At 72.7% G+C, this 22,887-nt stretch carries 24 protein-coding genes; 11 read left to right on the top strand and 13 right to left on the bottom strand.

Annotation, left to right across the window (positions count from 1 at the left end; all coding sequences use genetic code 11):
• Positions 1 to 11: 11 nt before the first annotated feature.
• Together ACH4ZX_RS28970 and ACH4ZX_RS28965 are read left to right on the top strand one after the other, a co-directional pair.
• The gene (locus ACH4ZX_RS28970) at positions 12 to 251 is read left to right on the top strand and encodes an SCO4848 family membrane protein (RefSeq protein ID WP_351888132.1); all 240 of its coding nucleotides are present in this window, start codon (positions 12 to 14) and stop codon (positions 249 to 251) included.
• A gap of 133 nt (positions 252 to 384) precedes the next feature.
• Positions 385 to 1,677, top strand: a complete 1,293-nt coding sequence (locus tag ACH4ZX_RS28965; RefSeq protein WP_398279061.1) for a metallophosphoesterase — start codon at positions 385 to 387, stop codon at positions 1,675 to 1,677.
• 829 nt (positions 1,678 to 2,506) lie between these two features.
• Here the strand turns inward: ACH4ZX_RS28965 and dmpG are convergent.
• From dmpG to mhpD, 3 genes are read right to left on the bottom strand one after another with little or no spacing between them, the layout of a single operon-like run.
• Entirely contained in the window at positions 2,507 to 3,568 is a 1,062-nt protein-coding gene (gene dmpG / locus ACH4ZX_RS28960; RefSeq protein ID WP_398278865.1) for a 4-hydroxy-2-oxovalerate aldolase, read from the bottom strand.
• Positions 3,565 to 4,536, bottom strand: a complete 972-nt coding sequence (locus ACH4ZX_RS28955) for an acetaldehyde dehydrogenase (acetylating) (RefSeq protein WP_398278862.1) — start codon at positions 4,534 to 4,536, stop codon at positions 3,565 to 3,567. The genes dmpG and ACH4ZX_RS28955 overlap by 4 nt, the downstream gene beginning before the upstream one ends.
• Positions 4,533 to 5,384: a 2-keto-4-pentenoate hydratase gene (gene mhpD / locus ACH4ZX_RS28950; protein WP_398278859.1), complete on the bottom strand. Its 852-nt coding sequence runs from the start codon at positions 5,382 to 5,384 to the stop codon at positions 4,533 to 4,535. Before mhpD ends, ACH4ZX_RS28955 begins: the two co-directional genes overlap by 4 nt.
• Before the next feature lie 132 nt (positions 5,385 to 5,516).
• Between mhpD and ACH4ZX_RS28945 the strand changes: the two genes are divergently transcribed.
• On the top strand, positions 5,517 to 6,239 hold the full coding sequence (locus ACH4ZX_RS28945) for an IclR family transcriptional regulator (protein ID WP_398279057.1): 723 nt from the start codon (positions 5,517 to 5,519) through the stop codon (positions 6,237 to 6,239).
• A 123-nt stretch (positions 6,240 to 6,362) separates the two neighbouring features.
• On the opposite strand, the gene ACH4ZX_RS28940 is transcribed toward ACH4ZX_RS28945, so the two are convergent.
• Together ACH4ZX_RS28940 and ACH4ZX_RS28935 are read right to left on the bottom strand one after the other, a co-directional pair.
• Positions 6,363 to 7,817: an ATP-binding protein gene (locus ACH4ZX_RS28940; protein ID WP_398278856.1), complete on the bottom strand. Its 1,455-nt coding sequence runs from the start codon at positions 7,815 to 7,817 to the stop codon at positions 6,363 to 6,365.
• Positions 7,814 to 8,539 carry a response regulator transcription factor gene (locus ACH4ZX_RS28935; RefSeq protein ID WP_398278853.1) on the bottom strand — a complete coding sequence of 242 codons (726 nt, stop codon included), beginning with the start codon at positions 8,537 to 8,539 and terminating at the stop codon, positions 7,814 to 7,816. Before ACH4ZX_RS28935 ends, ACH4ZX_RS28940 begins: the two co-directional genes overlap by 4 nt.
• Positions 8,540 to 8,704: 165 nt before the next feature.
• Here ACH4ZX_RS28935 and ACH4ZX_RS28930 point away from each other — a divergent pair, with 165 nt between their 5' ends.
• On the top strand, positions 8,705 to 11,113 hold the full coding sequence (locus ACH4ZX_RS28930) for an MMPL family transporter (RefSeq protein WP_398279054.1): 2,409 nt from the start codon (positions 8,705 to 8,707) through the stop codon (positions 11,111 to 11,113).
• On the opposite strand, the gene ACH4ZX_RS28925 is transcribed toward ACH4ZX_RS28930, so the two are convergent.
• A complete protein-coding gene (locus tag ACH4ZX_RS28925) occupies positions 11,106 to 11,723 on the bottom strand; it encodes a Uma2 family endonuclease (protein ID WP_398278850.1) in 618 nt (205 codons plus the stop codon). The genes ACH4ZX_RS28930 and ACH4ZX_RS28925 overlap by 8 nt on opposite strands.
• Positions 11,724 to 11,813: 90 nt before the next feature.
• Positions 11,814 to 12,563, bottom strand: a complete 750-nt coding sequence (locus ACH4ZX_RS28920) for a TetR family transcriptional regulator (RefSeq protein ID WP_398278847.1) — start codon at positions 12,561 to 12,563, stop codon at positions 11,814 to 11,816.
• Positions 12,564 to 12,679: 116 nt separating this feature from the next.
• On the opposite strand from ACH4ZX_RS28920, the gene ACH4ZX_RS28915 reads away from it, so the two are divergent.
• From ACH4ZX_RS28915 to ACH4ZX_RS28905, 3 genes are all read left to right on the top strand, one after another.
• Complete coding sequence (locus ACH4ZX_RS28915; protein ID WP_398278844.1) at positions 12,680 to 13,129, top strand: TM2 domain-containing protein; 450 nt, start codon at positions 12,680 to 12,682, stop codon at positions 13,127 to 13,129.
• Positions 13,122 to 13,529 carry a DUF2752 domain-containing protein gene (locus tag ACH4ZX_RS28910; protein WP_398278841.1) on the top strand — a complete coding sequence of 136 codons (408 nt, stop codon included), beginning with the start codon at positions 13,122 to 13,124 and terminating at the stop codon, positions 13,527 to 13,529. Before ACH4ZX_RS28915 ends, ACH4ZX_RS28910 begins: the two co-directional genes overlap by 8 nt.
• A gap of 215 nt (positions 13,530 to 13,744) precedes the next feature.
• Positions 13,745 to 14,008: a TM2 domain-containing protein gene (locus ACH4ZX_RS28905; RefSeq protein ID WP_324789032.1), complete on the top strand. Its 264-nt coding sequence runs from the start codon at positions 13,745 to 13,747 to the stop codon at positions 14,006 to 14,008.
• A gap of 304 nt (positions 14,009 to 14,312) precedes the next feature.
• On the opposite strand, the gene ACH4ZX_RS28900 is transcribed toward ACH4ZX_RS28905, so the two are convergent.
• The 5 genes from ACH4ZX_RS28900 to ACH4ZX_RS28880 all read right to left on the bottom strand — a co-directional run bounded on the left by ACH4ZX_RS28900 (position 14,313) and on the right by ACH4ZX_RS28880 (position 18,509).
• Entirely contained in the window at positions 14,313 to 15,074 is a 762-nt protein-coding gene (locus ACH4ZX_RS28900; RefSeq protein WP_398278838.1) for a succinate dehydrogenase iron-sulfur subunit, read from the bottom strand.
• Positions 15,074 to 16,828, bottom strand: coding sequence for a succinate dehydrogenase flavoprotein subunit (gene sdhA, locus ACH4ZX_RS28895; RefSeq protein WP_398278835.1), 1,755 nt, complete (start codon positions 16,826 to 16,828; stop codon positions 15,074 to 15,076). The genes ACH4ZX_RS28900 and sdhA overlap by 1 nt, the downstream gene beginning before the upstream one ends.
• 19 nt (positions 16,829 to 16,847) lie before the next feature.
• Positions 16,848 to 17,330 (bottom strand): succinate dehydrogenase hydrophobic membrane anchor subunit, encoded by a 483-nt coding sequence (locus ACH4ZX_RS28890; RefSeq protein WP_324789029.1) that lies wholly within the window; start codon positions 17,328 to 17,330, stop codon positions 16,848 to 16,850.
• 5 nt (positions 17,331 to 17,335) lie between these two features.
• A complete protein-coding gene (gene sdhC / locus ACH4ZX_RS28885; RefSeq protein WP_324789028.1) occupies positions 17,336 to 17,716 on the bottom strand; it encodes a succinate dehydrogenase, cytochrome b556 subunit in 381 nt (126 codons plus the stop codon).
• A gap of 253 nt (positions 17,717 to 17,969) precedes the next feature.
• Positions 17,970 to 18,509 carry a 2-oxo-4-hydroxy-4-carboxy-5-ureidoimidazoline decarboxylase gene (locus tag ACH4ZX_RS28880; protein WP_398278831.1) on the bottom strand — a complete coding sequence of 180 codons (540 nt, stop codon included), beginning with the start codon at positions 18,507 to 18,509 and terminating at the stop codon, positions 17,970 to 17,972.
• Positions 18,510 to 18,714: 205 nt separating this feature from the next.
• On the opposite strand from ACH4ZX_RS28880, the gene ACH4ZX_RS28875 reads away from it, so the two are divergent.
• From ACH4ZX_RS28875 to ACH4ZX_RS28865, 3 genes are all read left to right on the top strand, one after another.
• A complete protein-coding gene (locus ACH4ZX_RS28875) occupies positions 18,715 to 20,319 on the top strand; it encodes a family 20 glycosylhydrolase (protein WP_398278828.1) in 1,605 nt (534 codons plus the stop codon).
• A 161-nt stretch (positions 20,320 to 20,480) separates the two neighbouring features.
• Positions 20,481 to 20,996 (top strand): hypothetical protein, encoded by a 516-nt coding sequence (locus ACH4ZX_RS28870; protein ID WP_398278825.1) that lies wholly within the window; start codon positions 20,481 to 20,483, stop codon positions 20,994 to 20,996.
• 106 nt (positions 20,997 to 21,102) lie between these two features.
• On the top strand, positions 21,103 to 21,735 hold the full coding sequence (locus ACH4ZX_RS28865) for a hypothetical protein (protein WP_398278822.1): 633 nt from the start codon (positions 21,103 to 21,105) through the stop codon (positions 21,733 to 21,735).
• A gap of 9 nt (positions 21,736 to 21,744) precedes the next feature.
• Here ACH4ZX_RS28865 and ACH4ZX_RS28860 read toward each other — a convergent pair whose 3' ends face one another.
• Complete coding sequence (locus ACH4ZX_RS28860) at positions 21,745 to 22,233, bottom strand: DUF1877 family protein (protein WP_398278819.1); 489 nt, start codon at positions 22,231 to 22,233, stop codon at positions 21,745 to 21,747.
• 107 nt (positions 22,234 to 22,340) lie between these two features.
• On the opposite strand from ACH4ZX_RS28860, the gene ACH4ZX_RS28855 reads away from it, so the two are divergent.
• The gene (locus tag ACH4ZX_RS28855; RefSeq protein ID WP_398278816.1) at positions 22,341 to 22,745 is read left to right on the top strand and encodes a hypothetical protein; all 405 of its coding nucleotides are present in this window, start codon (positions 22,341 to 22,343) and stop codon (positions 22,743 to 22,745) included.
• The last annotated feature ends 142 nt before the right edge of the window (positions 22,746 to 22,887 follow it).

The following is a 22,887-nucleotide window of genomic DNA, read 5'->3' as shown; positions in this document are numbered from 1 at the left end:
ATACTGAACGCATGAAGCTCAGCCGCCCGGTCTCCTGGTTCCTGCTCGCCTTCGGGGTGTGGAGCTGGGTCATCTGGGTCACTTTCGTCAAAAACCTGATCAAGGACAGCAGCGGGCAGGCCTTCGACGACGGCCACCCGACAGCGTTCTTCTGGGTGCACCTGACGCTGGCCGTCGTCTCCTTCGTATTGGGGACGGTCATCGGGGGCATCGGGTTGCGCGGACTGCGCGCATTGCGCCGCACCTCATAACCCGTACGTACCGACCCGCAACCCGCACGCAGCAACCCGCAGGCAGCAACACGCACGCACCGATCCGCGCACCGGCGAGCACCGGCCCGCGGGGACGGACACGACCGGCAACGGGGGTCACGGCACGGTGGTCATCGGCATCGTCTTCGCGCTGCTCGTCCTCGGCGTCCTGGTGACGGGCAACTGGTACCTGTGGCGCCGGCTGTTCCGCGACACGACGCGCGGTCCGGGCCTCGCCCGCCGGGCGGGCGCGGCGCTGATCACCGGCGGCTGGCTGCTGGCGGTCGGCGCCCTCGTCGCCGAGCGCACCGGGGCGCCCTTCTGGCTCCAGCGCACCCTGGCCTGGCCGGGCTTCCTGTGGCTTGCGCTCTCGCTCTACCTGCTGCTGGCGGTGGTCGCGGGCGAGGCCGTACGGCCCCTGCTGCGCGGTCTCCCCACCCGGCGGGCGCGCACCGCGGCGGCCGTGCCGCAGGCCGAGCCGGTGCCCGCAGGCGCGCCGTCGGCCGCGCGGGCACCCGGGGAGCTCGCGGAAGCGGGGGAGACCGGGAAAGCCGGTGAAGCCGGGGCAGTCGGAGATCGCGAGCCCGTGGCGGAGGCGGCGGCCGGCCCCTCCCGCCGCCTCTTCGTCTCCCGCGTCGTCGCGGGCGCCGCCGCCACGGCCGCCGCCGGGACCGTGGGCTACGGCACGTACGGCGTCCTGCGCGGACCGCGGGTGAAACGGGTCACCGTCCCGCTGGCCAAGCTCCCGCGCGCGGCGCACGGTTACCGCATCGCGGTCGTCAGCGACATCCACCTGGGACCGGTGCTGGGCCGCGGCTTCGCCCAGAAGGTCGTCGACACGGTCAACGCGACCCGGCCCGACCTCGTCGCCGTCGTCGGCGACCTGGTGGACGGCAGTGTGCGGGACCTGGGCCCGGCGGCGGCCCCGCTGCGGCAGCTGACGGCGCCCGCCTACTTCGTCACCGGCAACCACGAGTACTTCTCCGGCGCCGAGCAGTGGGTCGAGGAGGTGCGGCGGCTCGGCCTGCACCCGCTGGAGAACGCCCGCACCGAACTGCCGTGGTTCGACCTGGCCGGCGTCAACGACCTCCAGGGCGAGCGGGAGGGCCAGGGCCCCGACTTCGGCAAGGCGCTCGGCGACCGGGACCCGTCCCGCGCGTGCGTGCTGCTGGCCCACCAGCCGGTACAAGTCCACGAGGCCGTCCGGCACGGCGTCGACCTGCAGCTGTCCGGCCACACGCACGGCGGCCAGCTCTGGCCGGGCAACTTCCTCGCGGCCGCCGCGAACCCGACCGTGGCCGGTCTGGAGCGCTACGGCGACACCCAGCTGTACGTCACCCGCGGCGCGGGCGCCTGGGGACCACCCACCCGGGTGGCGGCCCCCTCCGACATCACGGTGATCCAGCTGGCCTCGACCCGAACCTGAGCCAGCGAGCCGGCACCGGCGTGCACCGGCCCGGAACCGGCGGGCACCTTGCCGGACTGGCAGATCCCGGCCGGTATCGGCAGCCCCGTCGGGCCTGGTGGCTCCAGCCGGGGTCGCCGGCTTCCGCCAGGGACCGGCGGCACCTGGCCGGGACCGGCAGGCCCCGCCCAGGTCGGCAGCCCAAGCCGGACTGGCGGGCCCAGCTGGATCGGCAGCCCCGTCGGGCCTGGTGGCCCTGGCCGGGATCGCCGGCCTCGGCCAGGGACCGGCGGCTCCAGCCGGGATCACCGTCCCCGGCCCGGGACCGGCAGGCCCCGGGCCGGATCGGCAGCGTGAGCTGGATCGGGAGGTCCCTTCCGGGGGGCGCCAGTCCAAGCTGGGACCAGCAGGTCCGGGATTGGCAGCCCAAGCCGGGATCGCCGTCCCCGGCCCGGGACCAGCAGGCTCCGGGCCGGATCGGCAGCGCGAGCCGGGCCAGCAGGCCCCGGCCGGCATCGGCGACACCTTGCCGGACTGGCAGGCCCAGCCGGTATCGGCAGCCCAAGCCGGACTGGCAGACCCCAGCCGGTATCGGCAGCCGAAGCCGGACTGGCAGGCCCAGCCGGATTGGCAGCCGCGTCGGGACGGTGGCCCTGGCCGGGATCGCCAGGCCTGACCGGGACCGGCAGCTCCGGCCGGGATCGCCGTCCCCGGTCCGGGACCGGCAGGGCCGGGACCGGTAGCGCGAGCCGGGTCGGCAGGCTCCGGTCAGGATCGGCGCGCCCGCCGGGATCGGTGACCCGCCGGGATCGGTGCCGTAGGCCGGGGCGGCGGTGCCTGGTGGCTGGGGTCAGCCCTTCGCGGCCGCGACCAGGTCCAGGGCGATGTCCGTGATCATGTCCTCCTGGCCGCCGACCATGCCGCGTCGGCCGGCCTCGACCAGGATCGAGCGGGTGTCCAGGCCGTACCGGGCGGCGGCGGTCTCCGCGTGCCGCAGGAAGCTGGAGTACACGCCCGCGTAGCCGAGGCTCAGCGTCTCGCGGTCCACCCGGACCTCCCGGTCCTGCAGCGGCCGCACCAGGTCGTCGGCGGCGTCCATCAGCGGGAACAGGTCGCAGCCGTGCTTCCAGCCCGACAGGTCGGCGACGGCGATGAACGCCTCCAGCGGGCAGTTGCCGGCGCCCGCGCCCTGCCCGGCGAGGGAGGCGTCGACGCGCACGGCGCCGCTCTCGACGGCGACGACGGTGTTGGCCACGCCCAGGGCCAGGTTGTGGTGGGCGTGGATGCCGAGCTCGGTGGCCGGGTCGAGGACGTCGCGGTAGGCGCGGAACCGGTCGCGCACGCCGTCCATGGTGAGCCTGCCGCCGGAGTCGGTGACGTAGACGCAGTCGGCGCCGTAGGACTCCATCAGCTTGGCCTGGCGGGCCAGTTCGGCGGGCTCGGCCATGTGGGACATCATCAGGAACCCGGCGACGTCCATGCCCAGCTCGCGGGCGGCGGCGATGTGCTGGGCCGCGATGTCGGCCTCGGTGCAGTGCGTGGCGACGCGCACCGAGCGGATGCCGAGGGCGTGCGCCTGCCGCAGGTCGTGCAGGGTGCCGATGCCGGGCAGCAGCAGGGTGGTGGGCACCGCCTGCCGCACGGCGCCCACGACGGCCTCGATCCACTCCCAGTCGGTGTGGGCGCCGACGCCGTAGTTGATGCTGGAGCCGGCCAGGCCGTCGCCGTGGGCGATCTCGATCGCGGAGACGCCGGCCGCGTCCAGCGCGGCGGCGATGGCCGACGCCTGCTCGACGGTGTAGCGGTGGCGCACGGCGTGCATGCCGTCCCGCAGGGTCACGTCCTGCACGTACAGGGCGGGCGGGACGGACGCGCCGGTGTCGGTGGTCGTGTCGGTCTGGGTCGTGGTCATCGTGCGGCCCCCTCGGTGGAGCGGTGTGCGGCCATGCGCTCCGCGGTGCGCAGCGCCGCCGAGGTCATGATGTCGAGATTTCCGGCGTAGGCCGGGAGGTAGTGGGCGGCGCCCTCGACCTCGAGGAAGACCGAGACCTTGAGCGCCTCGGCGCCTTCACCGCGCGCCGCGGCGGGCAGCAGGGCGCGCAGCGGGTCGTCGGCCGGCACCCGGTCGAACTGCACCTTCTGCTTGAGGCGGTAGCCGGGCACGTACGCCTGCACGCGCCCGACCATCTCCTCGACGGAGGCCGTGACGGCCTCGGTGTCGCAGTCGGAGACCAGGCAGTGCACGGTGTCGCGCATGATCAGCGGCGGCTCGGCCGGGTTGAGGATGATGATCGCCTTGCCGCGGGCGGCGCCGCCGACCCGCTCGACGGCGGAGGACGTGGTCTCGGTGAACTCGTCGATGTTCGCCCGGGTGCCGGGGCCCGCGGAGCGGGAGGCGATGGAGGCGACGATCTCCCCGTAGTGCACGGGGGTGACGGCGGAGACCGCGGCCACGATCGGGATCGTGGCCTGGCCGCCGCAGGTGACCATGTTGACGTTCGGCGCGCCGAGGTGGGCGTCGCCGTTGACCGGGGGCACCACGTAGGGGCCGATGGCGGCCGGGGTGAGGTCGACGAGGGTGCGGCCCAGGGGGCGCAGCACCTCGTCGTGGCGCTTGTGGGCACCGGCGGAGGTGGCGTCGAAGACGATCTCGATGTCGGCGAACTCGTCCATCGCCACCAGGCCGTCGACGCCCTCGTGGGTGGTGGCCACCTTCAGGCGGCGGGCGCGGGCCAGGCCGTCGGAGTCCGGGTCGATCCCGGCCATGGCCGCGATCTCCAGGCTGTCGGACAGCCGCAGCACCTTGATCAGGAGGTCGGTGCCGATGTTGCCCGACCCGATCACGGCGACCTTGGTCCGGGCGTTCGTCTCGCTGCTCACTTGTCGTCTCCTTCTGCTCCTGCTGCTCCTGCCGCGGCGAACCCGACCCGCGCGGAGCCCAGGCCGGGGATGCTGGTCTCGAACACGTCGCCCGGCGCGGCGGGGACCATCGGGCCGAGGGCCCCGGTCAGCACCAGGTCGCCCGCCCGCAGCGGGTCGCCCATGGCGGCCAGGGCGGAGGCCAGCCAGACGGCGGCGTTGAGGGGGCCGCCGAGGCAGTCGGCGCCGGTCCCCTCCGAGACCGGTTCGCCGTTGCGGGTCAGGGTCATCCGCAGCGCGCGCAGGTCGACCGCGGTCAGCGGGACCGGGGTGCCGCCGAGGACGTACAGCCCGCAGGAGGCGTTGTCGGCGACGGTGTCGACGATGGAGATGTCCCAGTCCTGGATGCGGCTGTCGACGATCTCCAGGGCGGGCAGCGCGAAGTCCACGGCGCGCAGCACGTCGACGACGGTGCACTCCCGGTGCGGCAGGTCACGGCCGAGTACGAGCGCGACCTCGGCCTCCACCTTGGGCTGCAGCAGCCGCCCGGCGGGCACCTCGCCGCCGTCCGGCACGGCCATGTCCGCGAACAGGGCGCCGAAGTCCGGCTGGTCCACGCCGAGCTGACGCTGCACGGCCGGGGAGGTCAGGCCGATCTTGCGGCCGACGACGCGGCGGCCGGCGGCCTGGCCGCGGCGCAGGTTCAGCCGCTGCACGGCGTAGGCGGCGTCGATGTCGCCGTCGGTGAAGAGGGTGCGCACCGGCGGGCAGGCGGCGCCGGTACGGGCGGCCTCGGCGAGCGCGTCGGCGGCCGTGGCCACGTCCGGTGGCGCGGCGTCCGCCCGGACGCTGTCGGGGACGGTCGGCACGGGCTACCTCCAGGAGGGGAGTGGTGGGACCGGGCGGGGCTCGGCGCCCCGGGGGTATGGGGACCGGTATAGACAGCGCGGCGCCGTCGAGACAAACTTTGTTCCGTGACGCGGAACAACATGGGCGGCAGCATGCTGGAGAAGGCGGCCCTGATCTTGGAATGCTTCCCTCCGACCGGTGGTCCGTACCGTCTGACGGAACTTGCCGAACGGTCGGGCCTGCCCAAACCGACCGTCCACCGGCTCGCCGCGGATCTGGTGGCCCTCGGCTGGCTGGAACGCTCGGGCGCCCACTACCGGCTCGGCGCGAAGCTGTTCGAACTCGGCTCGCTGGTCCCGCACCGGCGTGATCTGCGGGAGGCGGCGCTGCCGTTCCTGCAGGATCTCTTCGAGGCCACCCGCGAGACCGTCCACCTCGGCGTCCGGGACGGCCTGGAGGTGGTCTACCTGGAGCGCATCCACGGTCACGAGGCCCTGCAACTGCCCTCCCGCATCGGCGGCAGCCTCCCGCTGACCTGCACCGGAGTCGGCAAGGCCCTGCTCGCCTTCTCCGGCGCCGAACTCGCCGACGAGGTCTTCTCCGGCCCGCTGCCGAGCCTCACCCCGTACTCGATCACCGACCCGGCGCGGCTGCGCATGACGCTGGAGAAGATCCAGGTCTCCGGCCTGGCCTACGAGGAGCAGGAGGCCGCCCTCGGCGTGAGCTGCATCGCGGCACCGGTGTTCGCCGGCGGCACGGCCGTGGCCGCCCTCTCGGTCGCCGTCCCCCGCTCCCGCTTCCGCCCCGCCCAACTGGCCCCGGCCGTGAGAACAGCGGCCCTGGGCCTGTCCCGCAGCCTGCGCGGCGGCGTCTGAGGCCCCGGCTCCGCGACGAGCCCTACAAGCCCTACGGCCGGCCCTGCGGCCCGACAGCCCTACGGCCGGCCCTGCGGCCCTACAGCCCTGCGGCCCTACGGCCGGCCCTGCGGCCCTACAGCCCTACGACCGGGCCGTCGCCTGGGCCGGCAGGGTGACCGTCACCGCCAGGCCCTTGCCCGGGGCCGTCGACACCGCCACCTCGCCGCCGTGCGCCTGGACCACGCCCTGCACGATCGCCATGCCCAGCCCGCTGCCCGCGCCCCCTCCGGCGCGGAAGAACCGGTCGAAGACGCGGGCCGCGTCCTCCTCCGCCAGCCCCGGACCCTCGTCCGCGACACACAGCCGTACGAGCCCGTCCGTCCGTTCCACCCCCAGCCGCACCGGCACGTCGGCGGGCGTGTGGGTGCGGACGTTGCCCACCAGGTTGCCGAGCACCTGCCGCAGCCCCGACTCGTCGGCGCGCACCAGCAGGGAGCCGTCGGCGCCGACCGTGATCGGCCGCTCCGGCTGCTGCACCCGCAGGTCTTCGGCCGCCTCCCGCACCAGCCGGCTGACGTCGACGTTGCGGAACCGCAGCTCGGGCCGCTGGTCGAGGCGGGCCAGCGTGAGCAGCTCGTCGACCAGCCGCCCCATCCGGTCGGTCTCCGCCAGCACCCGGTCCCAGGCCCGCCGCCGCTCCACGGGATCGCTCAGCATGCCCTTGTCGTACAGCTGGAGGTAGCCGCGGATCGCGGACAGCGGGGTGCGCAGCTCGTGCGAGGCGTCCGCGACGAAGCGGCGCAGCTGGGCCGCGCTGTCCTCGCGGGTGCGGTACGCCGACTCGACCTGGTGCAGCATCGAGTTCAGGGCGAGCCGCAGCTGTTCCACCTCCTGCGTCGGATGGTGGCTGGAGGGCACCCGCCGGGTCAGGTCGCCCTCGGCGATCGCCGACGACGTCTCCACCATGTCCTCCAGCGGCCGCATCCGGCGGCTCACCGACACCATCGTCAGCCAGGCCAGCAGCATCAGCAGCAACGTGCCGATGGTGAGGTCGAGCTTGAGGGCCTTGGCGATGCCCCGGTGCAGGGCCTCCGTGGAGCTGGCCATCAGCACGAACCTGCCGTCGGCGAGCGGGGTCGCGGTGACGCGGTAGGAGGCGCCGTGCACGGTCACCGAGTGCGGCCCGGCGCCCCGCGCCAGGCCGCCCGGGTCGCGGACGGCCTCGGCGAGGGCCCGCTGCGCCCCGGTCGGCCGGAACCCCATGACGCTCAGCGGCTCCCCGTGCCCGCCGACCGCCGCGAAGATCGAGTCCGGCGTCGACCGCGCGTCGGTGTGCTCCGGCGCCAGCCGGTCACGGACGAACCCCAGCACGCTCAGCGAGTCGATCTCCCGCAGCGTCAGCTGCGAACCGCCCAGCGAGTCACGGGTCTTGATCAGCTCGGTGTCGACCTGGTCGAGCAGGTAGTACCGCATGCCCATCAGGCTGACCGCGGTCGCCGCGACGATGCCGAGCGCGAGCAGCGCCACGTTCGCCAGGGTCAGCTTGGCCCGCAGCGAGTGCAGGCCCCGTCTGCAGCGCGGCCGCGGGACCCTCACGCCAGCCCGTATCCCACCCCGCGCCGGGTGGTGATCACCGGCGCCCCCAGGGTGTCCAGCTTGCGCCGCAGATAGCTGATGTAGGTCTCCACGACCGTCGACTCGGTCGGGGCGTGCTCGTACTGCCAGACATGACGCAGCAGTTGCTCCTTGGAGACGGTCCGGCCGCCGTTGCGCACCAGGAAACGCAGCAGCGCGTACTCGGTGGGGGTGAGCTCGACGGTGCGTCCCGCGCGGTGGACGCTGTACGTCGTCTCGTCCAGCTCCAGGTCGCCGTACCGCAGCGGCGGCCGCTGCGGCAGCACGTCGGCGGGCCGGGTGCGCCGCAGCACCGCGCTGATCCGGGCGACCACCTCGTCGATGTTGAACGGCTTGGTGATGTAGTCGTCGCCGAAGCCGAGCGCGCCGACGATGTCGGCGGGCGCGTCGCGCGCGGTGAGGAACACCAGCGCCAGCTCGGGCCGCTCGGCGCGCAGGCGGCGGCCCAGGGCGCGGCCGTCGCCGTCCGGGAGCATGACGTCGAGCAGGGCGGCGTCGATCGGGGCCGCTCCGCGCGAGCCCGGCCGGGCGGGGGAGCCGGCCCGCTCGACGACCGCGAGCGCCTCACGGACGCTGCCCGCCGTCAGCACCTCGAAGCGGTGGTAGCGCAGGGCGATGGCGAGGACGTCCGCGATGCTCGGCTCGTCCTCCACCACCAGTACCGTGCCGGGAACCGTCGTCATGCCCACCAGTATCGGGCGGGGCGCCGGGGGCCGGGCGTGATACCTCTTTGGAGTTCCTTGAGAGTCGGGCGGGTCGGCCCCCACGCGCGCGTGGCGGCACCGATGCTGTTGCCCTGGACCCGGGGGACCGACCGATCGACTGAGGAGCTGTTGAAGTTGGCGGCATTGGCACGGTGGTGCTACCGGCACCGGCTGGTGGTCCTGTTGCTGTGGGTGGGGACGCTGTTCGGGCTGGGCTTCTCGGCCTCGGCCGCGGGCACGGACTACGCGAACGTCTTCTCCCTCCCCGACACGGACTCCAAGAGCGCCTTCGACCTGATGCAGAAGGCGTTCCCGGACACTGCCGGCGACACCGACATGGTGGTGTGGAAGGTCGACGAGGGCACGGTGAAGGACCAGGCGGTACGGTCCCGGATCCAGCCCGTCCTCGACGACATCGCGAAGATGCCCGGCGTCGGCGCGGTGTCCGGCCCGTACGCCGGGCCCCGGGGCGCGGCGCAGATCAGCCGCGACGGGAAGATCGCCTACGCCCAGGTGACCTTCGCCAAGCGCGCGAACGAGGTGCCCAAGGAACTCGTCCAGGACGTGGTCGACACCGCGCAGGAGGCCCGGCGCGACGGCCTCCAGGTCGAGTTGGGGGGCCAGGCGATCTGGCGCGTGCAGGAGCCGCCGCAGGGCCTGTCGGAGATGGTCGGCATCGTCGCGGCGGCCGTGGTGCTGTTCCTGGCCTTCGGCTCGCTGGTGGCGATGCTGCTGCCGATCGCGATCGCGGTGTTCGGCGTCGGCACCGGCCTGTTCTCCACCCAGCTCCTCAGCCACACGTTCGAGATCCCCGACATCGCCCCGCTGCTCGCCTCCCTGATCGGCCTCGGCGTCGGCATCGACTACGCCCTGTTCATCGTCACCCGGCACCGCCGCGGCATCCTGCGCGGCATGGATCCCGAGGACGCCGCGGTCACGGCCCTCAACACCTCCGGCCGCGCGGTGCTGTTCGCGGGCGGCACGGTGTGCATCGCGCTGGCGGGCATGCTGGTGACGCGCCTGCAGTTCCTGGACGGCGTGGTCGTCGGCACCTCGCTGACGGTCGTGCTGAGCGTGCTGGCGGCCACCACCCTGCTCCCGGCCCTGCTCGGCTTCCTCGGCCCGCGGGTCCTCAGCCGCCGCCAGCGCCGCCGGCTCGCCGCCGAGGGAACCGTCGAGCCGGAGAAGGCGAGCGGACTCGCGGCCCGCTGGTCGGCGAACGTCGAGAAGCGCCCCGTCGGCATCGCCGTGCTCGCCCTGGTCGTGATGGCCGTCCTCGCCGTCCCCGTGCTGTCGCTGCGCCTCGGCGCCACCGACCAGGGCAACGACGAAGCGTCCAGCACCACCAGGAAGGCGTACGACCTGCTCGCCGAGGGCTTCGGGCCCGGCTTCAACGGCCCGCTCCAGGTGGTCGCCGTCAGCGGCGACACCGCCGTGCTGGTCAAGGACATCCAGGACACGGCCGGGGTCGCCCGGGTCGCCGCGCTGCCGCCCGCGAAGGGCGTGACGGTGATCCAGGTCATGCCGACCACGTCACCGCAGTCGAAGGAGACCGACCGGCTGATCGACACCCTGCGCGACGACGTGATCCCGCGGTCGGGCGCACAGGCGCACGTGGGCGGTGTGACGGCCGTCTCGAAGGACTTCGCGTCGGTGACCGGCGACCGCCTGCCGCTCTTCATCGCGACGATCATCGGGCTGGGCTTCCTGCTGCTCCTGATCGCCTTCCGTTCCCTGGTGGTGCCGCTGACGGCCGCGCTGATGAACCTGATCGCCGCGGCGTCCTCCTTCGGCGTCCTGGTCGCGGTCTACCAGTGGGGCTGGGGCCTGGACCTGCTCGGCCTCGGCAAGGAGGGCCCGATCAACGCCTTCCTGCCGGTCATCATGCTGTCGCTGCTGTTCGGGCTGTCCATGGACTACCAGGTGTTCCTGGTGAGCCGCATGCACGAGGAGTGGGTGCACACCCGCGACAACGCGCGGGCGGTCCGCGTCGGCCTGGCCGAGACCAGCCGCGTGATCAACTCCGCGGCCCTGATCATGGTCTGCGTGTTCCTGGCGTTCGTCCTCAGCGGCAACCAGGGCGCGGCGATGGCGGGCGTGGGCCTGGCCGCCGCGGTGGCGCTCGACGCCTTCGTGCTGCGTACGGCGCTGGTGCCGGCCGTGATGCACCTGGTGGGCACGTCCAACTGGTGGCTGCCGGGCTGGCTGGAGAAGCGGCTGCCGCACCTGGCGGTGGAGCCCAAGGAGGAGGACGTGGAAGCGCCGGCCGAGCCGGGCCCCGCCTCGGTGATCCACGGCTTCGTCCGCACGCCGGACGGCGAGCCGGTGGAGGACGCCTCGGTGACGCTGATGTCGAAGGGCGGCCGTCAGCTGGACCGCGTGACGTCCCTGGCGGACGGCTCGTACATCGTGTCGGTGCCGGGTCCGGGGGCGTACCTGCTGGCGGTGACGGCGTCGTCGCACGGGACGCGGGCGCGGCACGTGGTCGTCACGGAGGGACCGCTGGTGTACGACGTGGAGTTGACCGAGGGCGAGGTGGACGCGGTCAACTAGCTTTCTTCTGGCCGGCCTTGAGGATCTGGTCGACGTCGAGGGTGACCTTGGCGCCGATGGAGTCGGGCAGGGTGACGAGCTCCCCGGGGGCGTGCGGGCGGTGGTACTGGTACGCCCCCCCGACGGGTTCCGCGAGCACGTGAAGACGCTGGTGTTTGCGGTCGACGACGACGTAGACCGGCACCTCGGCCTCCGCGTAGGCGGCGACCTTCGTCTTCAGGTCGTCCTTCCAGTTTCCGGAGGTGACCTCCAGGACGAGACGGAAGCAGACCGGGTCGTACGCGTTGTTCTCGATGTAGTGGTCGTCGATGTCGGCGTCGACGACCACGAGGTCGGGGATGGCGTAGTCCTCGGCACCCGTCGGCAGCCAGAGCCCGACGTTCTGGAGGACCTCGGTTTCGTCGTCGTGCAGTCCGGCGTCGATGAAGGGGATCATGAGGCAGGTCAGGGCGCGGGCGTGGGGGGCATCCGGGGATGGGGTCACGAGGAGGTGGCTTCCGATGATCTCGACGCGGTAGCCCGGATGGCGCTCCATGATCTCGTCGGCGAGGGCCGTGAGCGAGAACGGCTCGTCGTCGTCGAAGGGCTGCTCGACGGATGCAGCGGACATCGCGTGCCTCCTAGGGGCTGGTGTCGAGAAAATCATCGTAGGCAGCCAGGACCCGCGGTGTCCCCTTCGAACCGCTGCACCCGAAAGTGATCACTCGCCCTGCCGCCCCTTGACCGCCGGATCCGGCATCACCCTGGTCATCCCCGGCAGGAAGTCCGTGAACAGCTCGTGCACCTCCCGCACCAGCGGCCGCAGCACCCGGAACCGGGACAGCGACACCCCGCGGGCCGTCAGCCGTGCGCCCCGCTCCGCCAGCCGGTAACTGCGCTCGCGGCCCTTCGTACGGTCGAAGATCCAGTACAGGACGAGTCCCATCTGGGCGAGCCACATCAGCTCGGGCAGGACGTCCCGCAGGTCCTCCGGCACCTTCGTCCTGGTCGCGCCGGCCAGGACCTCGCGGTGGACGGAGACCGCCTCCACGCGCGCGTGCTCCGACTCGGGGGAGAAGGGGCTGAGCGGGCTGTCGGGATCGGCGGCGTTCTTGAAGAACTGCACCGCGAACTCGTGGTACGGCGTGGCGATGTCCAGCCACGCCTTCAGCACGCCGGCGAGCCGCGCCTCCAGGTCGGTCTCCCGCGCCAGCACCTCCCGCACCGCCACCTGGTGCTCGGCGGCGATCCGGTCGTAGAAGCCCTGGATCAGGTGCTCCTTGCCCGCGAAGTAGTAGTACGCGTTGCCGACGGAGACCCCGGCCTCCTGGGCTATGGCCCGCATCGTCGTCCGGTCGTAACCGCGTTCCCGGAACAGCCGCATCGCGGTCTCGAGGATGAGCGTGCGGGTCTGCTCGGACTTGCTGGACGGCGCGGGGCCCGCTTCGGGGCCTTCGTTCTTCGCGGGCACGGTAAGAGAGCCTAACCACGGCTTCTGCGCCGCGCGCCGCTCGGGCATGATGATCGGGTAGGTCGTCGTATCTTCGCGTGTCCCCGGACGACACGCCCGCCACAGGAGCAGTTCCCTTGAGTGAAACGCCGCCCGCACCGGGCCCGCAGGACTCCGGCCCCCAGGGCCCGCACGGACAGGGTCCCTACGGACCGGGTCCCCAGGGCCCCTACGGTCCCGGTCCTGCCGGATACGGCCAGCCCGGCGCGGCCGGGTACGGTCAGCCGGGCGCGTACGCCTACGGTCAGCCGCCCTACGGCGCCGCCGCCCCGTTCGACCCGAACGCCCCGTACGGCTACGACCCCTACGGGCGCCCGTACTCCGACAAGTCGAAGATCATCGCCGGTGTCCTCCAGCTCACCCTGGGCACCCTCGGGGTCGGCCGGTTCTACATCGGCAACGTCGGCATGGGCCTCGCGCAGCTGTTCACCTGCGGCGGCCTCGGGATCTGGGCGCTGATCGACGGCATCATGCTGCTGGTGAGCGAGGGTCAGACCGACGCCCAGGGACGCGTCCTGCGTGGCTGACGCGCCGTCCGCCCCGCGATCCGCGCTGCGAGCGCCGGCGACGGCGCCGCTCGCGGTGCTCGTCGCGGGCGCGGCCGGTGCCGCCTACCTCTACGGCGTGGATCCGCACCAGCCCGGCCACCTGCTGCCCCGCTGCCCCTTCCGTCTCGTCACGGGTCTGCTCTGCCCCGCCTGCGGGGGCGCCCGCATGGTGTACGACCTGATGCACGGTCACTTCGCGGCGGCCTGGCTGGACAACAGGGCGCTCCTCCTCGCCTCGCCCTTCGCCCTCGCCCTGCTGGCCCGCTGGATCGTGGAGGGTCTGCGCGGCCGCCGCTGGCAGCCGGCCCTGAGCCGCCGGGCGCAACTGCTGGTCCTCGCGGTGGCGGTGGCGTGGACGGTGGCGCGCAACATCGTCTGAGCCAGGTCCAGGCCAGTGACGGAATTTGATCACGGAACAAGAACGGATTTTCGCCACCACTCCCCTCTTGCGCTACCGCCTCTCTAAGCTCGCTGGTCACGGGGGGAAGAACGGCGCGGGGGCATCGTGACGTCGTGACGTGATCCCTCCTGGGTCAAGACCGGACATATCCCATCCGGTCGCCTCATCTCGACTGACATGCCAGGAGCAGCGCCATGACCGTCCCCACTCCCCAGTCCCCCTACGGCAACGACCCGCAGGGCCGCCCCTACTCCGAGAAGTCCAAGATCGTCGCGGGCGTCCTGCAGATCGTCCTGGGCGGCTTCGGTGCCGGACGCTTCTACGTCGGCAACACCGGCGTGGCGATCGCGCAGCTGTTCACCTGCGGCGGCCTGGGTGTCTGGGCGCTGATCGACGGCATCATGTTCCTCACCAGCAACGACCGCACCGACTCGCAGGGCCGCGTGCTCCGCGGCTGACCGCCGTCGTTTCCGTGCCCGAGGGGCCGCTCCCACCGCATGGGCGCGGCCCCTCGGGCTGTCCGCCGCAGCCGCCGGGCAGCCCCCTCGGGCAAACACCATCGCGATACGCCGCCGGGCAACACCGTCGCAAGGCGCCGTCGCGACGCGCCGCCGGGCAACACCGTCGCAAGGCGCCGTCGCGACACTCCGCCGGGCAGCACCGCCGGGAAGCGCCGTCGGAAAAGGCCCTGTCCCCGGTGTGTCACCGGGGACAGGGCCCGTCGCCGTGCCGGGGACGGTTCAGAAGTGGCTCAGAACCGGCTCAGTAGCGGCGCGTGATCAGTGCCCGCTTGACCTCGGCGATCGCCTTCGTGACCTCGATGCCACGCGGGCAGGCGTCCGTGCAGTTGAAGGTCGTGCGGCAGCGCCAGACGCCGTCGCGGTCGTTGAGGATCTCCAGGCGCTGCTCGGCGGCCTCGTCACGCGAGTCGAAGATGAAGCGGTGCGCGTTGACGATGGCGGCCGGGCCGAAGTACTGGCCGTCGTTCCAGAACACTGGGCACGAGGAGGTGCAGGCGGCGCACAGGATGCACTTCGTGGTGTCGTCGAAGCGCTCGCGGTCCTCGGCCGACTGCAGACGCTCGCGCGTCGGCTCGTTGGTGTCCTTCGTGATCAGGAAGGGCATCACGTCCCGGTACGCCTGGAAGAACGGCTCCATGTCGACGACCAGGTCCTTCTGGACCGTCAGGCCTTTTATGGGCTCGACCGTGATCGGCTTCTCGGGGTTGATGTCCTTGATCAGCGTCTTGCACGCCAGGCGGTTCTTGCCGTTGATCCGCATCGCGTCCGAGCCGCAGATGCCGTGGGCGCAGGAACGGCGGAAGGTCAGTGTGCCGTCCAGCTCCCACTTGATCTTGTGCAGACCGTCGAGGACGCGCTCCTTGGGGTCGATCTCCAGCTGGAAGTCTTCCCAGGTCGCCTCGGCCGAGATCTCCGGGTTGAACCGGCGGATCCGGAAGGTGACCGTGATGTAGGGCGACGCGGCCGCGCCCGCCTCCACCTTGTCCAGAACAGGGGTTGCCATCAGTACTTACGCTCCATCGGCTGGTAGCGGGTCTGGACGACCGGCTTGTAGTCGAGACGGACGGTTTCCGACCCGTCGGCGCCGACCTCGCGGTACGCCATGGTGTGGCGCATGAAGTTGACGTCGTCGCGGTTGGGGTAGTCCTCGCGGTAGTGACCGCCGCGGGACTCCTTGCGGGCCAGCGCGGACACCGCCATGACCTCGGCCAGGTCGAGCAGGTTGCCCAGCTCGATCGCCTCGAGGAGGTCCGTGTTGAACCGCTTGCCCTTGTCCTGGATCGCCACGTTCTTGTAGCGCTCGCGCAGCTCGGCGATCTTCTCGACCGCCGTCTTGATCGTCTGCTCGGTGCGGAACACCATGACGTTGGCGTCCATGGTCTCCTGCAGCTCGCGGCGGATCACCGACACCCGCTCGGTGCCCGTGGACTCGCGCAGCCGCTCGATCTGCGAGACGACGAACTCGGCCGGGTTCTCCGGCAGTTCGACGTAGTCGGCCTGCCGGCTGTAGTCCGCCGCGGCGATGCCGGCCCGGCGCCCGAAGACGTTGATGTCGAGCAGGCTGTTGGTGCCCAGGCGGTTGGCGCCGTGCACCGACACGCAGGCGACCTCGCCGGCCGCGTACAGGCCGGGGACGACGGTGGTGTTGTCCGCCAGGACCTCGCCCTCGACGTTGGTCGGGATGCCGCCCATCGCGTAGTGCGCGGTCGGCTGGATCGGGATCGGGTCCGTGTAGGGCTCGATGCCGAGGTAGGTCCGCGCGAACTCGGTGATGTCGGGCAGCTTCGCGTCCAGCTGCTCCGGCGGCAGGTGGGTGAGGTCGAGGTAGACGTGGTCGCCCTCGGGACCGCAGCCGCGGCCCTCGCGGATCTCCGTGTAGATGGAGCGGGAGACGACGTCGCGGGAGGCGAGGTCCTTCATGACCGGCGCGTACTTCTCCATGAAGCGCTCGCCGTCCTTGTTGCGCAGGATGCCGCCCTCGCCGCGGGCGCCCTCCGTCAGCAGGATGCCCATGCGCCAGATGCCGGTCGGGTGGAACTGGAAGAACTCCATGTCCTCCAGCGGGATGCCCCGCCGGTACACGGCCGCCTGGCCGTCACCGGTCAGCGTGTGCGCGTTCGACGTCACCTTGAAGAACTTGCCGCAGCCGCCGGAGGCGTAGATCACGGCCTTCGCCTGGAAGACGTGGATCTCGCCGGTCGCCAGCTCGTACGCGACCACGCCGGCCGACCGCTTGACGCCGTCGACCTCGGTGATCAGCTGGTCCAGGACGTAGAACTCGTTGAAGAACTCCACGCCCTCCTTGACGCAGTTCTGGTACAGCGTCTGGAGGATCATGTGGCCGGTGCGGTCGGCCGCGTAGCAGGACCGGCGGACCGGGGCCTCGCCGTGGTTGCGGGAGTGACCGCCGAAGCGGCGCTGGTCGATGGTGCCGTCCGGGGTCCGGTTGAACGGCAGGCCCATCTTCTCCAGGTCGAGGACGGAGTCGATGGCCTCCTTCGCCAGGATCTCGGCGGCGTCCTGGTCGACCAGGTAGTCACCGCCCTTGACCGTGTCGAAGGTGTGCCACTCCCAGTTGTCCTCCTCCACGTTGGCGAGCGCGGCGGCCATGCCTCCCTGCGCGGCGCCCGTGTGGGAGCGGGTCGGGTAGAGCTTGGTGAGCACGGCGGTGCGGCTGCGCTTGGTGGCCTCGATGGCGGCGCGCATGCCGGCGCCGCCCGCGCCGACGATGACGGTGTCGTACTTGTGGATCTTCATGATTCTCGCAGCCCCGTGCCTAGCGGATGTTCGGGTCGAAGGTGAAGATCACCAGCGTGCCCAGCAGGATGGTGAACACCGTGGCGGTGTAGAGCAGGCCCTTCAGCCACAGCCGGGTGTTCGCGCGCTCCGCGTAGTCGTTGATGACCGTGCGCAGGCCGTTGGCGCCGTGCAGCATCGCCAGCCACAGCATCAGCAGGTCCCAGACCTGCCAGAACGGGGAGGCCCAGCGGCCGGCCACGAAGGCGAAGCCGATCTTGGAGACGCCGCCGTCCAGCACGAGCTGGATCAGCAGGTGGCCCAGGACCAGGACGACGAGGACGACGCCCGACAGGCGCATGAACAGCCATGCCGCCAGCTCGAAGTTGCCCCGGGTGGACTTGGGGGTCTTCTTGGTGCGCTTGCGCGGCGCCTCGATGAGCGGCGCCGGGTTGTCTACGCCGTAGACCGAGCCGCCCTCGACGGGGCCGATGCCCGAAGCGGTGGATTCAGTGGTCGCCATGAGTCTCAGCTCCCGAACAGTTCACGAGCGGCGTGGCCGAGGACGGGGTAGACCGCCCCGAGCATCAGCACGACCCAGATGCCGACGACGGACCAGAGCATCTGCTTCTGGTAGCGCGGGCCCTTCGACCAGAAGTCGACGGCGATGACGCGCAGGCCGTTGAGCGCGTGGAAGAGGATGGCGGCGACGAGGCCGTACTCCAGCGCGGCGACGATCGGGGTCTTGTACGTGGCTACGACCTTGTCGTAGTCCTCGGGGGAGACACGGACGAGAGCGGTGTCCAGCACGTGAACGAACAGGAAGAAGAAGATGAGGACGCCGGTGACTCGGTGAGCCACCCAGGACCACATTCCTTCCCGGCCGCGGTACAGCGTTCCAGCCGGCACGGAATTCCCTCCGGGAGCGGGGATTGGGGCCGCGCCGGCTTGTGCTGTCGGTCGGGCCCGGCCGGGTACGGTCCACCGGCCCCCAGCATCGTAGCCACCGTTCCCCGCGGTGCTTACGCCGGGTCTACCGGTGTGATCGAAGTGGCACGCGGATGGGTGAGCGCCGACGGCTTGTGGTGCGGCCTGTGCTGTCGCGTGTCGCAAGCTGTGCCGTTGTGGCAGGTCGTGCCGGCGCGGCGGGGCCGCGCGCCGGTCACCGCCGCGTGTTCGCCAGGGACTGCGCCAGCCGTTGTCCGGCCAGCCGCCGCAGCTCGTCCGCCGCGACGGTCCGTTCCTCCTCCGGATCGTTCGCCAACCGTGACCGGATGCCCTCCAACACGTGATCCAGCGTCTCGTCCGGGCCGAGACCGGCCAGGCAGATGACGAAGGTGTGGCCGAACCGGGCCTCGTAGGCGGCGTACGCCGCGCTCAGCGCGGTGTGGGCCGCGGAGTACGTGTCGTCGGGGAGGGCGGTCGGCGTCTCCGCGGCGAGGGCCGCCGCCAGATCGTCGGGGGCCAGGTCGTACGCCGCCTCGTCGGCCGCGGCCAGCAGGGACCCGGCGTCCGGGTAGGGCCGGTGGTCGGTCAGGCGGCGGGCCCAGGGCGGGCTGTGCAGGCAGGCGAGGAGGAGCCGCCGTGCCTCGTCCGCGGACGCGGAATTGAAGTCGTCCAGCGCGGTCGCGGACGACGGGACGCGGGTCTGCTCGGGCAGCGCCGGTATGGCGGTCCGGCCGGGAAGGTGTGTGGGCGTCACGTGTTTCGGCAGGGGAATCTGTGAGGGGAGTGGCGCAACGTTATCGAGAGGGGGCGTGACGTGTCCGACGGATGCCCGAATTTCACCCGCACGGGTAATTTCGGGAACGCCTTGTGGACGCATGCCGCCCCCGGAGGGACTTAGGTTTGGCGCTGTGAGTCAGCACAGGCGCCGCCCACCGGCGCGGACAGTCAAGCACAGGCGGATGATCGTCGCGGGCGCGTTCGCCGGGACGGTCGGGCTCGCGGCGGGCCTGGGTCTCTGGGCCTCCGGCGACGACGGCGGGCCGGCGGGCGCGGCGGGGCAGCCGTCGGACGCCGGGAACGCGGGCGCGTCCACTGTCTCCGGCAGCGGCGGCCGGGCCCCGAGCCCGAGCCGCACGTACCCCCTCTCACAGGCCCCGCGCACCATTCCGGCCGTCCGCTCCCACACCGCGGCCCACGGGCCGGGCTGGCGCCCGGCGCGCGGGAAGCGGGTGGTGGTGAGCGACGCGGGCCTCGCGGACGAGGGCCGGCTGATCGCCTCCGAGCTGGGGCTGACGTACGCGGGCGAGAAGGGCGACGCGCGCTCGGGGGATGTGCGCCTCGAGCTGAACCGCGGCGGCGGCGCGGACCCGGAGTCGTACACCATGACCGTGCGCGGCGGGCGGGTGATCATCAGCGCCCCCGCGGACGCGGGCGTCTTCTACGGCACGCGCACGCTCAAGCAGGAGGTGCGCGGCGGTTCCGCGGCGCCCGAGGGCGTGGTGCGGGACGAGCCCGCCAAGCCGGTGCGCGGGTTCATGCTGGACATCGCCCGCAAGCACTTCACGGCCGGCTGGATCGAGGCCCGGGTCCGGGAGCTGGGCGACCTGAAGTTCAACCAGCTGGGGCTGCACTTCTCCGACGACCAGGGGTTCCGGATCGAGTCCGGCACGCACCCGGAGGTCGTCTCCCGCGAGCACCTGACGAAGGCGCAGGTCAGGAAGATCGTGGCGCTGGCCCGCAGCCGGCACATCACCGTCGTGCCCGAGATCGACTCGCCCGGCCACCTCGGCGCGGTGCTCACCGCGCACCCCGAGCTGCAGCTGCGCAACGCGCAGGGCGTGGCGGCGAGCGGGGCCGTCGACATCTCCAAGCCCGCCGCCGCCCGGATCGTCGACGACCTGCTCGACGAGTACGCCGACCTCTTCCCCGGCGATCAGTGGAACCTCGGCGGCGACGAGTACCGGGCGCTGATGGCGTCCAGCCCGGAGACCGCCTACCCGCAGCTGGCCGCGGCCGCCCGGCAGCGGTACGGCTCCGGCGCGAACGTCGCCGACCTGACCACCGGCTGGCTCAACGACCGCGCCGACACCGTCCGCGCCCACGGCCGCACGATGCGCGCGTGGAACGACGGCTTCTTCCGCAGCTCGTCCGTGCGGCCCGCGGCGGACCTCCGGGTCGCGTACTGGACCGGCAAGGAGTACGGCGCGCGGCAGCCGCTGGAGTACCTGAGCGCGGGACGCGAGGTCGTCAACTACAACGACGAGTTCCTCTACTACGTCCTCGGGCAGCCGAACGCCTTCGTCTACCCGACCGGGCAGCGCATCTACGAGGCGTGGACCCCGCGCGTCCTGCGCGGCACCCAGGCGGTGCCGGCGAAGTACGACGGGCAGATCCTCGGCGGGTCCTTCGCGGTGTGGTGCGACCTCGCGAACTCGCAGACCGAGGCCCAGGTCGCGGCCGGGATCCGGATGCCGCTGCGGGCGACGGTGCAGAAGCTGTGGAACCCGGGACCGCCGAAGCAGAGCTGGGCGCGGTTCAAGGCGCTGGCCGACCGCCTGGGCTGACCCGCCCGGGCTGACCCGCCTGGGTTGACCCGCCCGCTTCGGCCCGCCCGGGTCGGTCCGCCAGCCGGGGCGCGGGTTGCCCGATACGGCTGCGAACGGCCGTACGAATGTGGTGTATTCGGGCCCGGGCCGAAGCCGACAACGCCGTGGGGGAACGGGACATGGGCTACTGGGGGTACTTCGTCGTGGGCCGCAGCGAGCGGCCGCTGGCGGAGCTGGACGCGCTGGCCGGGGCCGAGGGCATGGTGCGGCGCGGGACCGCGTCCGGCGGCTGGCAGCTGTGGGAGTACCCGAACGGCGAGGGCGAGGTCGGGAACATGAACGTCCTGGCCCGGGAGACCGGGGCGCCCGCGCTGTTCGGGTACGTCATGGACAGCGACTGCGTCGTGGTGGAGGCGGCGGCGCCCCGGAGCGGGGCGTGGACGACGTGTCTGGCGCGCGCCGCGATGGCCGGCTACCTCGCCGACGGCCGGGACGGCCTCACCGTGGAGGACTACTTCCTCCAGCCCGGCGACGCCGCCGTCCGGGCCGTCGCCTGGGCCGCCGAGGCCGGGCACGAGGTGGCCGAGGAACCGCTGCTCGAGGTGCTGACCGCCGACCCCGATCCCGACACCGACCCCTTGGCCGAAAACCTCTTCTTCCGGCTGCTCGACCGGCTCGGCGTGGTGCCGCTGTGACACTCCCGGCCCGTCGCACGCAGTAAGGGGAAGCGCGGGCTCCGTCAGGAAGGCGCCTGCTGAGGCCTGCGGAGGACTCTGCAGGGGCCCGCAGAGGGAGGCGTGGATGAGCCTGGTGGAACTGATCGCTCAGGCCGACGAACGCGGACTGGCTGCCAGCGGCCTGGCTTGTTTGGATCGGTGCCTGCCGCTGCTCGGCGGTGACGACGAGGCCCTGCGGCCGCTGTGGGCCGGCCTGGCCGGCAACGGCGACTGGGCCGCCGGTCTGCAGCAGGCACGCGGCAAGCTGGCCGGCGAGGGCGCGACCGGCGCGGACGGCATCGGCGAGGGCACGACCGACGGGGACGGCACCGGCGAGGGCACGACCGGCCCGGACGGCACCGGCGAGGACGAGGCCGTGCTGCTGGCCCGCCGGATGCTGGCCGCCGCCCCCGCCGAGCTGTCCGCCGCCGCGGTGCGGGAGTGGGCCGACGGCTGTTCCGTCGCCGCCCTCCGGATCCACCGGCTGCTCGACCCGGTGGCCGACGGGGCGTCGTCGGTCGACACCTGCCGCGAGGGCCGCACGGACGGCGCGTCGCCGCTGGTCGCCGCCGAGCTGCGCCGCCAGATCGCCGTCCTGGAACTGCTCGCCGCGCACGGCGCGGGCGGCCTCCGGGGCGCCCTGGAGGCGTCGGTCGAGGGCCGCCGGGTGCTGCGCGCGGTGGTCTCCCGGCGGGCGCGGGGGCGTGCTGAGCGCTGAGCCCGGCGCTCAGAGCAGCAGGCACTTCACCACCGCGTCGCCGTGGCGGGCGGTGCGCCCGTAGAACGCGGTCAGGTCCCGGTGCGCCACGGCGAGGACGGCGTGCAGCTCCTCCTCGGCGGCGGGTCCGCCGTGGGCGGGCAGCAGGGCGTCGCGGGCGAGCTGCCACAGGCCCTCGAAGTCCGCCGAGCGGAGGAACGTGGCGACCCGCGCCGCCTGGGCCGCGGTCAGCAGCAGGAACGGCGGTCTGCCGGTCCCGGGCTGCGGGAGCGGCCGCCCGCCCAGCACCACGTCGGCCCGTGGGCCGCCCGGCGCGTGGTGCGGGGGAGCGCCGGCGTAGAGCAGGTCGTGGTCGAGGTAGGTCCCGTCCAGCACCTCTTCGCGGTGCCGGCCGATCCGTTCGCGCACGGTGTCCCAGTCGTCCTCGAACAGCCGGCGCATCCATGCGGCGCTGTTGCGCAGGGCCGGGGGCGGCACCGCGCGGAGGTGGAAGTACATGCTCATCAGTGACCAGAGCGCAGCGGGACGCCCGATCGTCACACTCCCGGGACCGTGATCGGCGTGACGATTCGTGGCACCACCACGCTCTTGGTGATGTGACGACGATGACACAGCGGGAGACGCAGCAGGACACGAGGCCCTCGGCCGCGGTGAAGCCGGTGCGGTGGGCGGCGGACGCGGTGGCGACCATGCGGGAAGGGGCGCGGGTGCGTCTCGACTACTCGGCGCAGAGTCTGTGGCGGGTGGACCGGATGATCGACGAGATACGCCGGGAGCAGCCGCCGTACGCCGCCGTGGACCAGGTGCTGCGCGGTTTCGGCGCGTACGCCGGTGAGGTGATCGTGCGGCAGACCGGCGCCGAGTGGTGGGCGTCCGGCGGCGACCACTGGATCCGCACGCCGGACGGGCGGCTGTGGGACCCCATCGACGAGGCCCGGCGCTGCTTCGCCGGCCAGGGCTCGCTGCGGCTGCTGTGCCGGGACGCGACCGGCGGCGCCGGTCAGCCGTGACGACGGGCCGGGGGGCCCCCCCCCCGGGGGGGGGGCCCCCCCCCGGGGGCGGGGGGGGGGGGGGGGCGGGGCCGGGCGCCCCCCCCCCCCGGGGGGGGGGGGGGGGGCGCGGGGGGCGCCGACCACCCACAAAACACGGGTG

It is taken from the genome of Streptomyces sp. NPDC020490, assembly GCF_044335305.1.
Classification (GTDB): Bacteria; Actinomycetota; Actinomycetes; order Streptomycetales; family Streptomycetaceae; genus Streptomyces.
The sequence above is the reverse complement of the archived record's forward strand: the minus strand, read 5'-3'. Positions and strand labels throughout refer to the sequence as shown.

Coding starts and splice junctions, on each gene's coding strand:
- ACH4ZX_RS28970 (WP_351888132.1), top strand. CDS start 12: ATGAAGCTCAGCCGCCCGGTCTCCTGGTTCCTGCTCGCCTTCGGGGTG.
- dmpG (WP_398278865.1), bottom strand. CDS start 3,568: ATGACCACGACCCAGACCGACACGACCACCGACACCGGCGCGTCCGTC.
- ACH4ZX_RS28945 (WP_398279057.1), top strand. CDS start 5,517: ATGCTGGAGAAGGCGGCCCTGATCTTGGAATGCTTCCCTCCGACCGGT.
- ACH4ZX_RS28935 (WP_398278853.1), bottom strand. CDS start 8,539: ATGACGACGGTTCCCGGCACGGTACTGGTGGTGGAGGACGAGCCGAGC.
- ACH4ZX_RS28925 (WP_398278850.1), bottom strand. CDS start 11,723: ATGTCCGCTGCATCCGTCGAGCAGCCCTTCGACGACGACGAGCCGTTC.
- ACH4ZX_RS28905 (WP_324789032.1), top strand. CDS start 13,745: ATGACCGTCCCCACTCCCCAGTCCCCCTACGGCAACGACCCGCAGGGC.
- ACH4ZX_RS28900 (WP_398278838.1), bottom strand. CDS start 15,074: ATGGCAACCCCTGTTCTGGACAAGGTGGAGGCGGGCGCGGCCGCGTCG.
- sdhA (WP_398278835.1), bottom strand. CDS start 16,828: ATGAAGATCCACAAGTACGACACCGTCATCGTCGGCGCGGGCGGCGCC.
- ACH4ZX_RS28890 (WP_324789029.1), bottom strand. CDS start 17,330: ATGGCGACCACTGAATCCACCGCTTCGGGCATCGGCCCCGTCGAGGGC.
- ACH4ZX_RS28875 (WP_398278828.1), top strand. CDS start 18,715: ATGATCGTCGCGGGCGCGTTCGCCGGGACGGTCGGGCTCGCGGCGGGC.
- ACH4ZX_RS28870 (WP_398278825.1), top strand. CDS start 20,481: ATGGGCTACTGGGGGTACTTCGTCGTGGGCCGCAGCGAGCGGCCGCTG.
- ACH4ZX_RS28865 (WP_398278822.1), top strand. CDS start 21,103: ATGAGCCTGGTGGAACTGATCGCTCAGGCCGACGAACGCGGACTGGCT.
- ACH4ZX_RS28860 (WP_398278819.1), bottom strand. CDS start 22,233: ATGTACTTCCACCTCCGCGCGGTGCCGCCCCCGGCCCTGCGCAACAGC.
- ACH4ZX_RS28855 (WP_398278816.1), top strand. CDS start 22,341: ATGACACAGCGGGAGACGCAGCAGGACACGAGGCCCTCGGCCGCGGTG.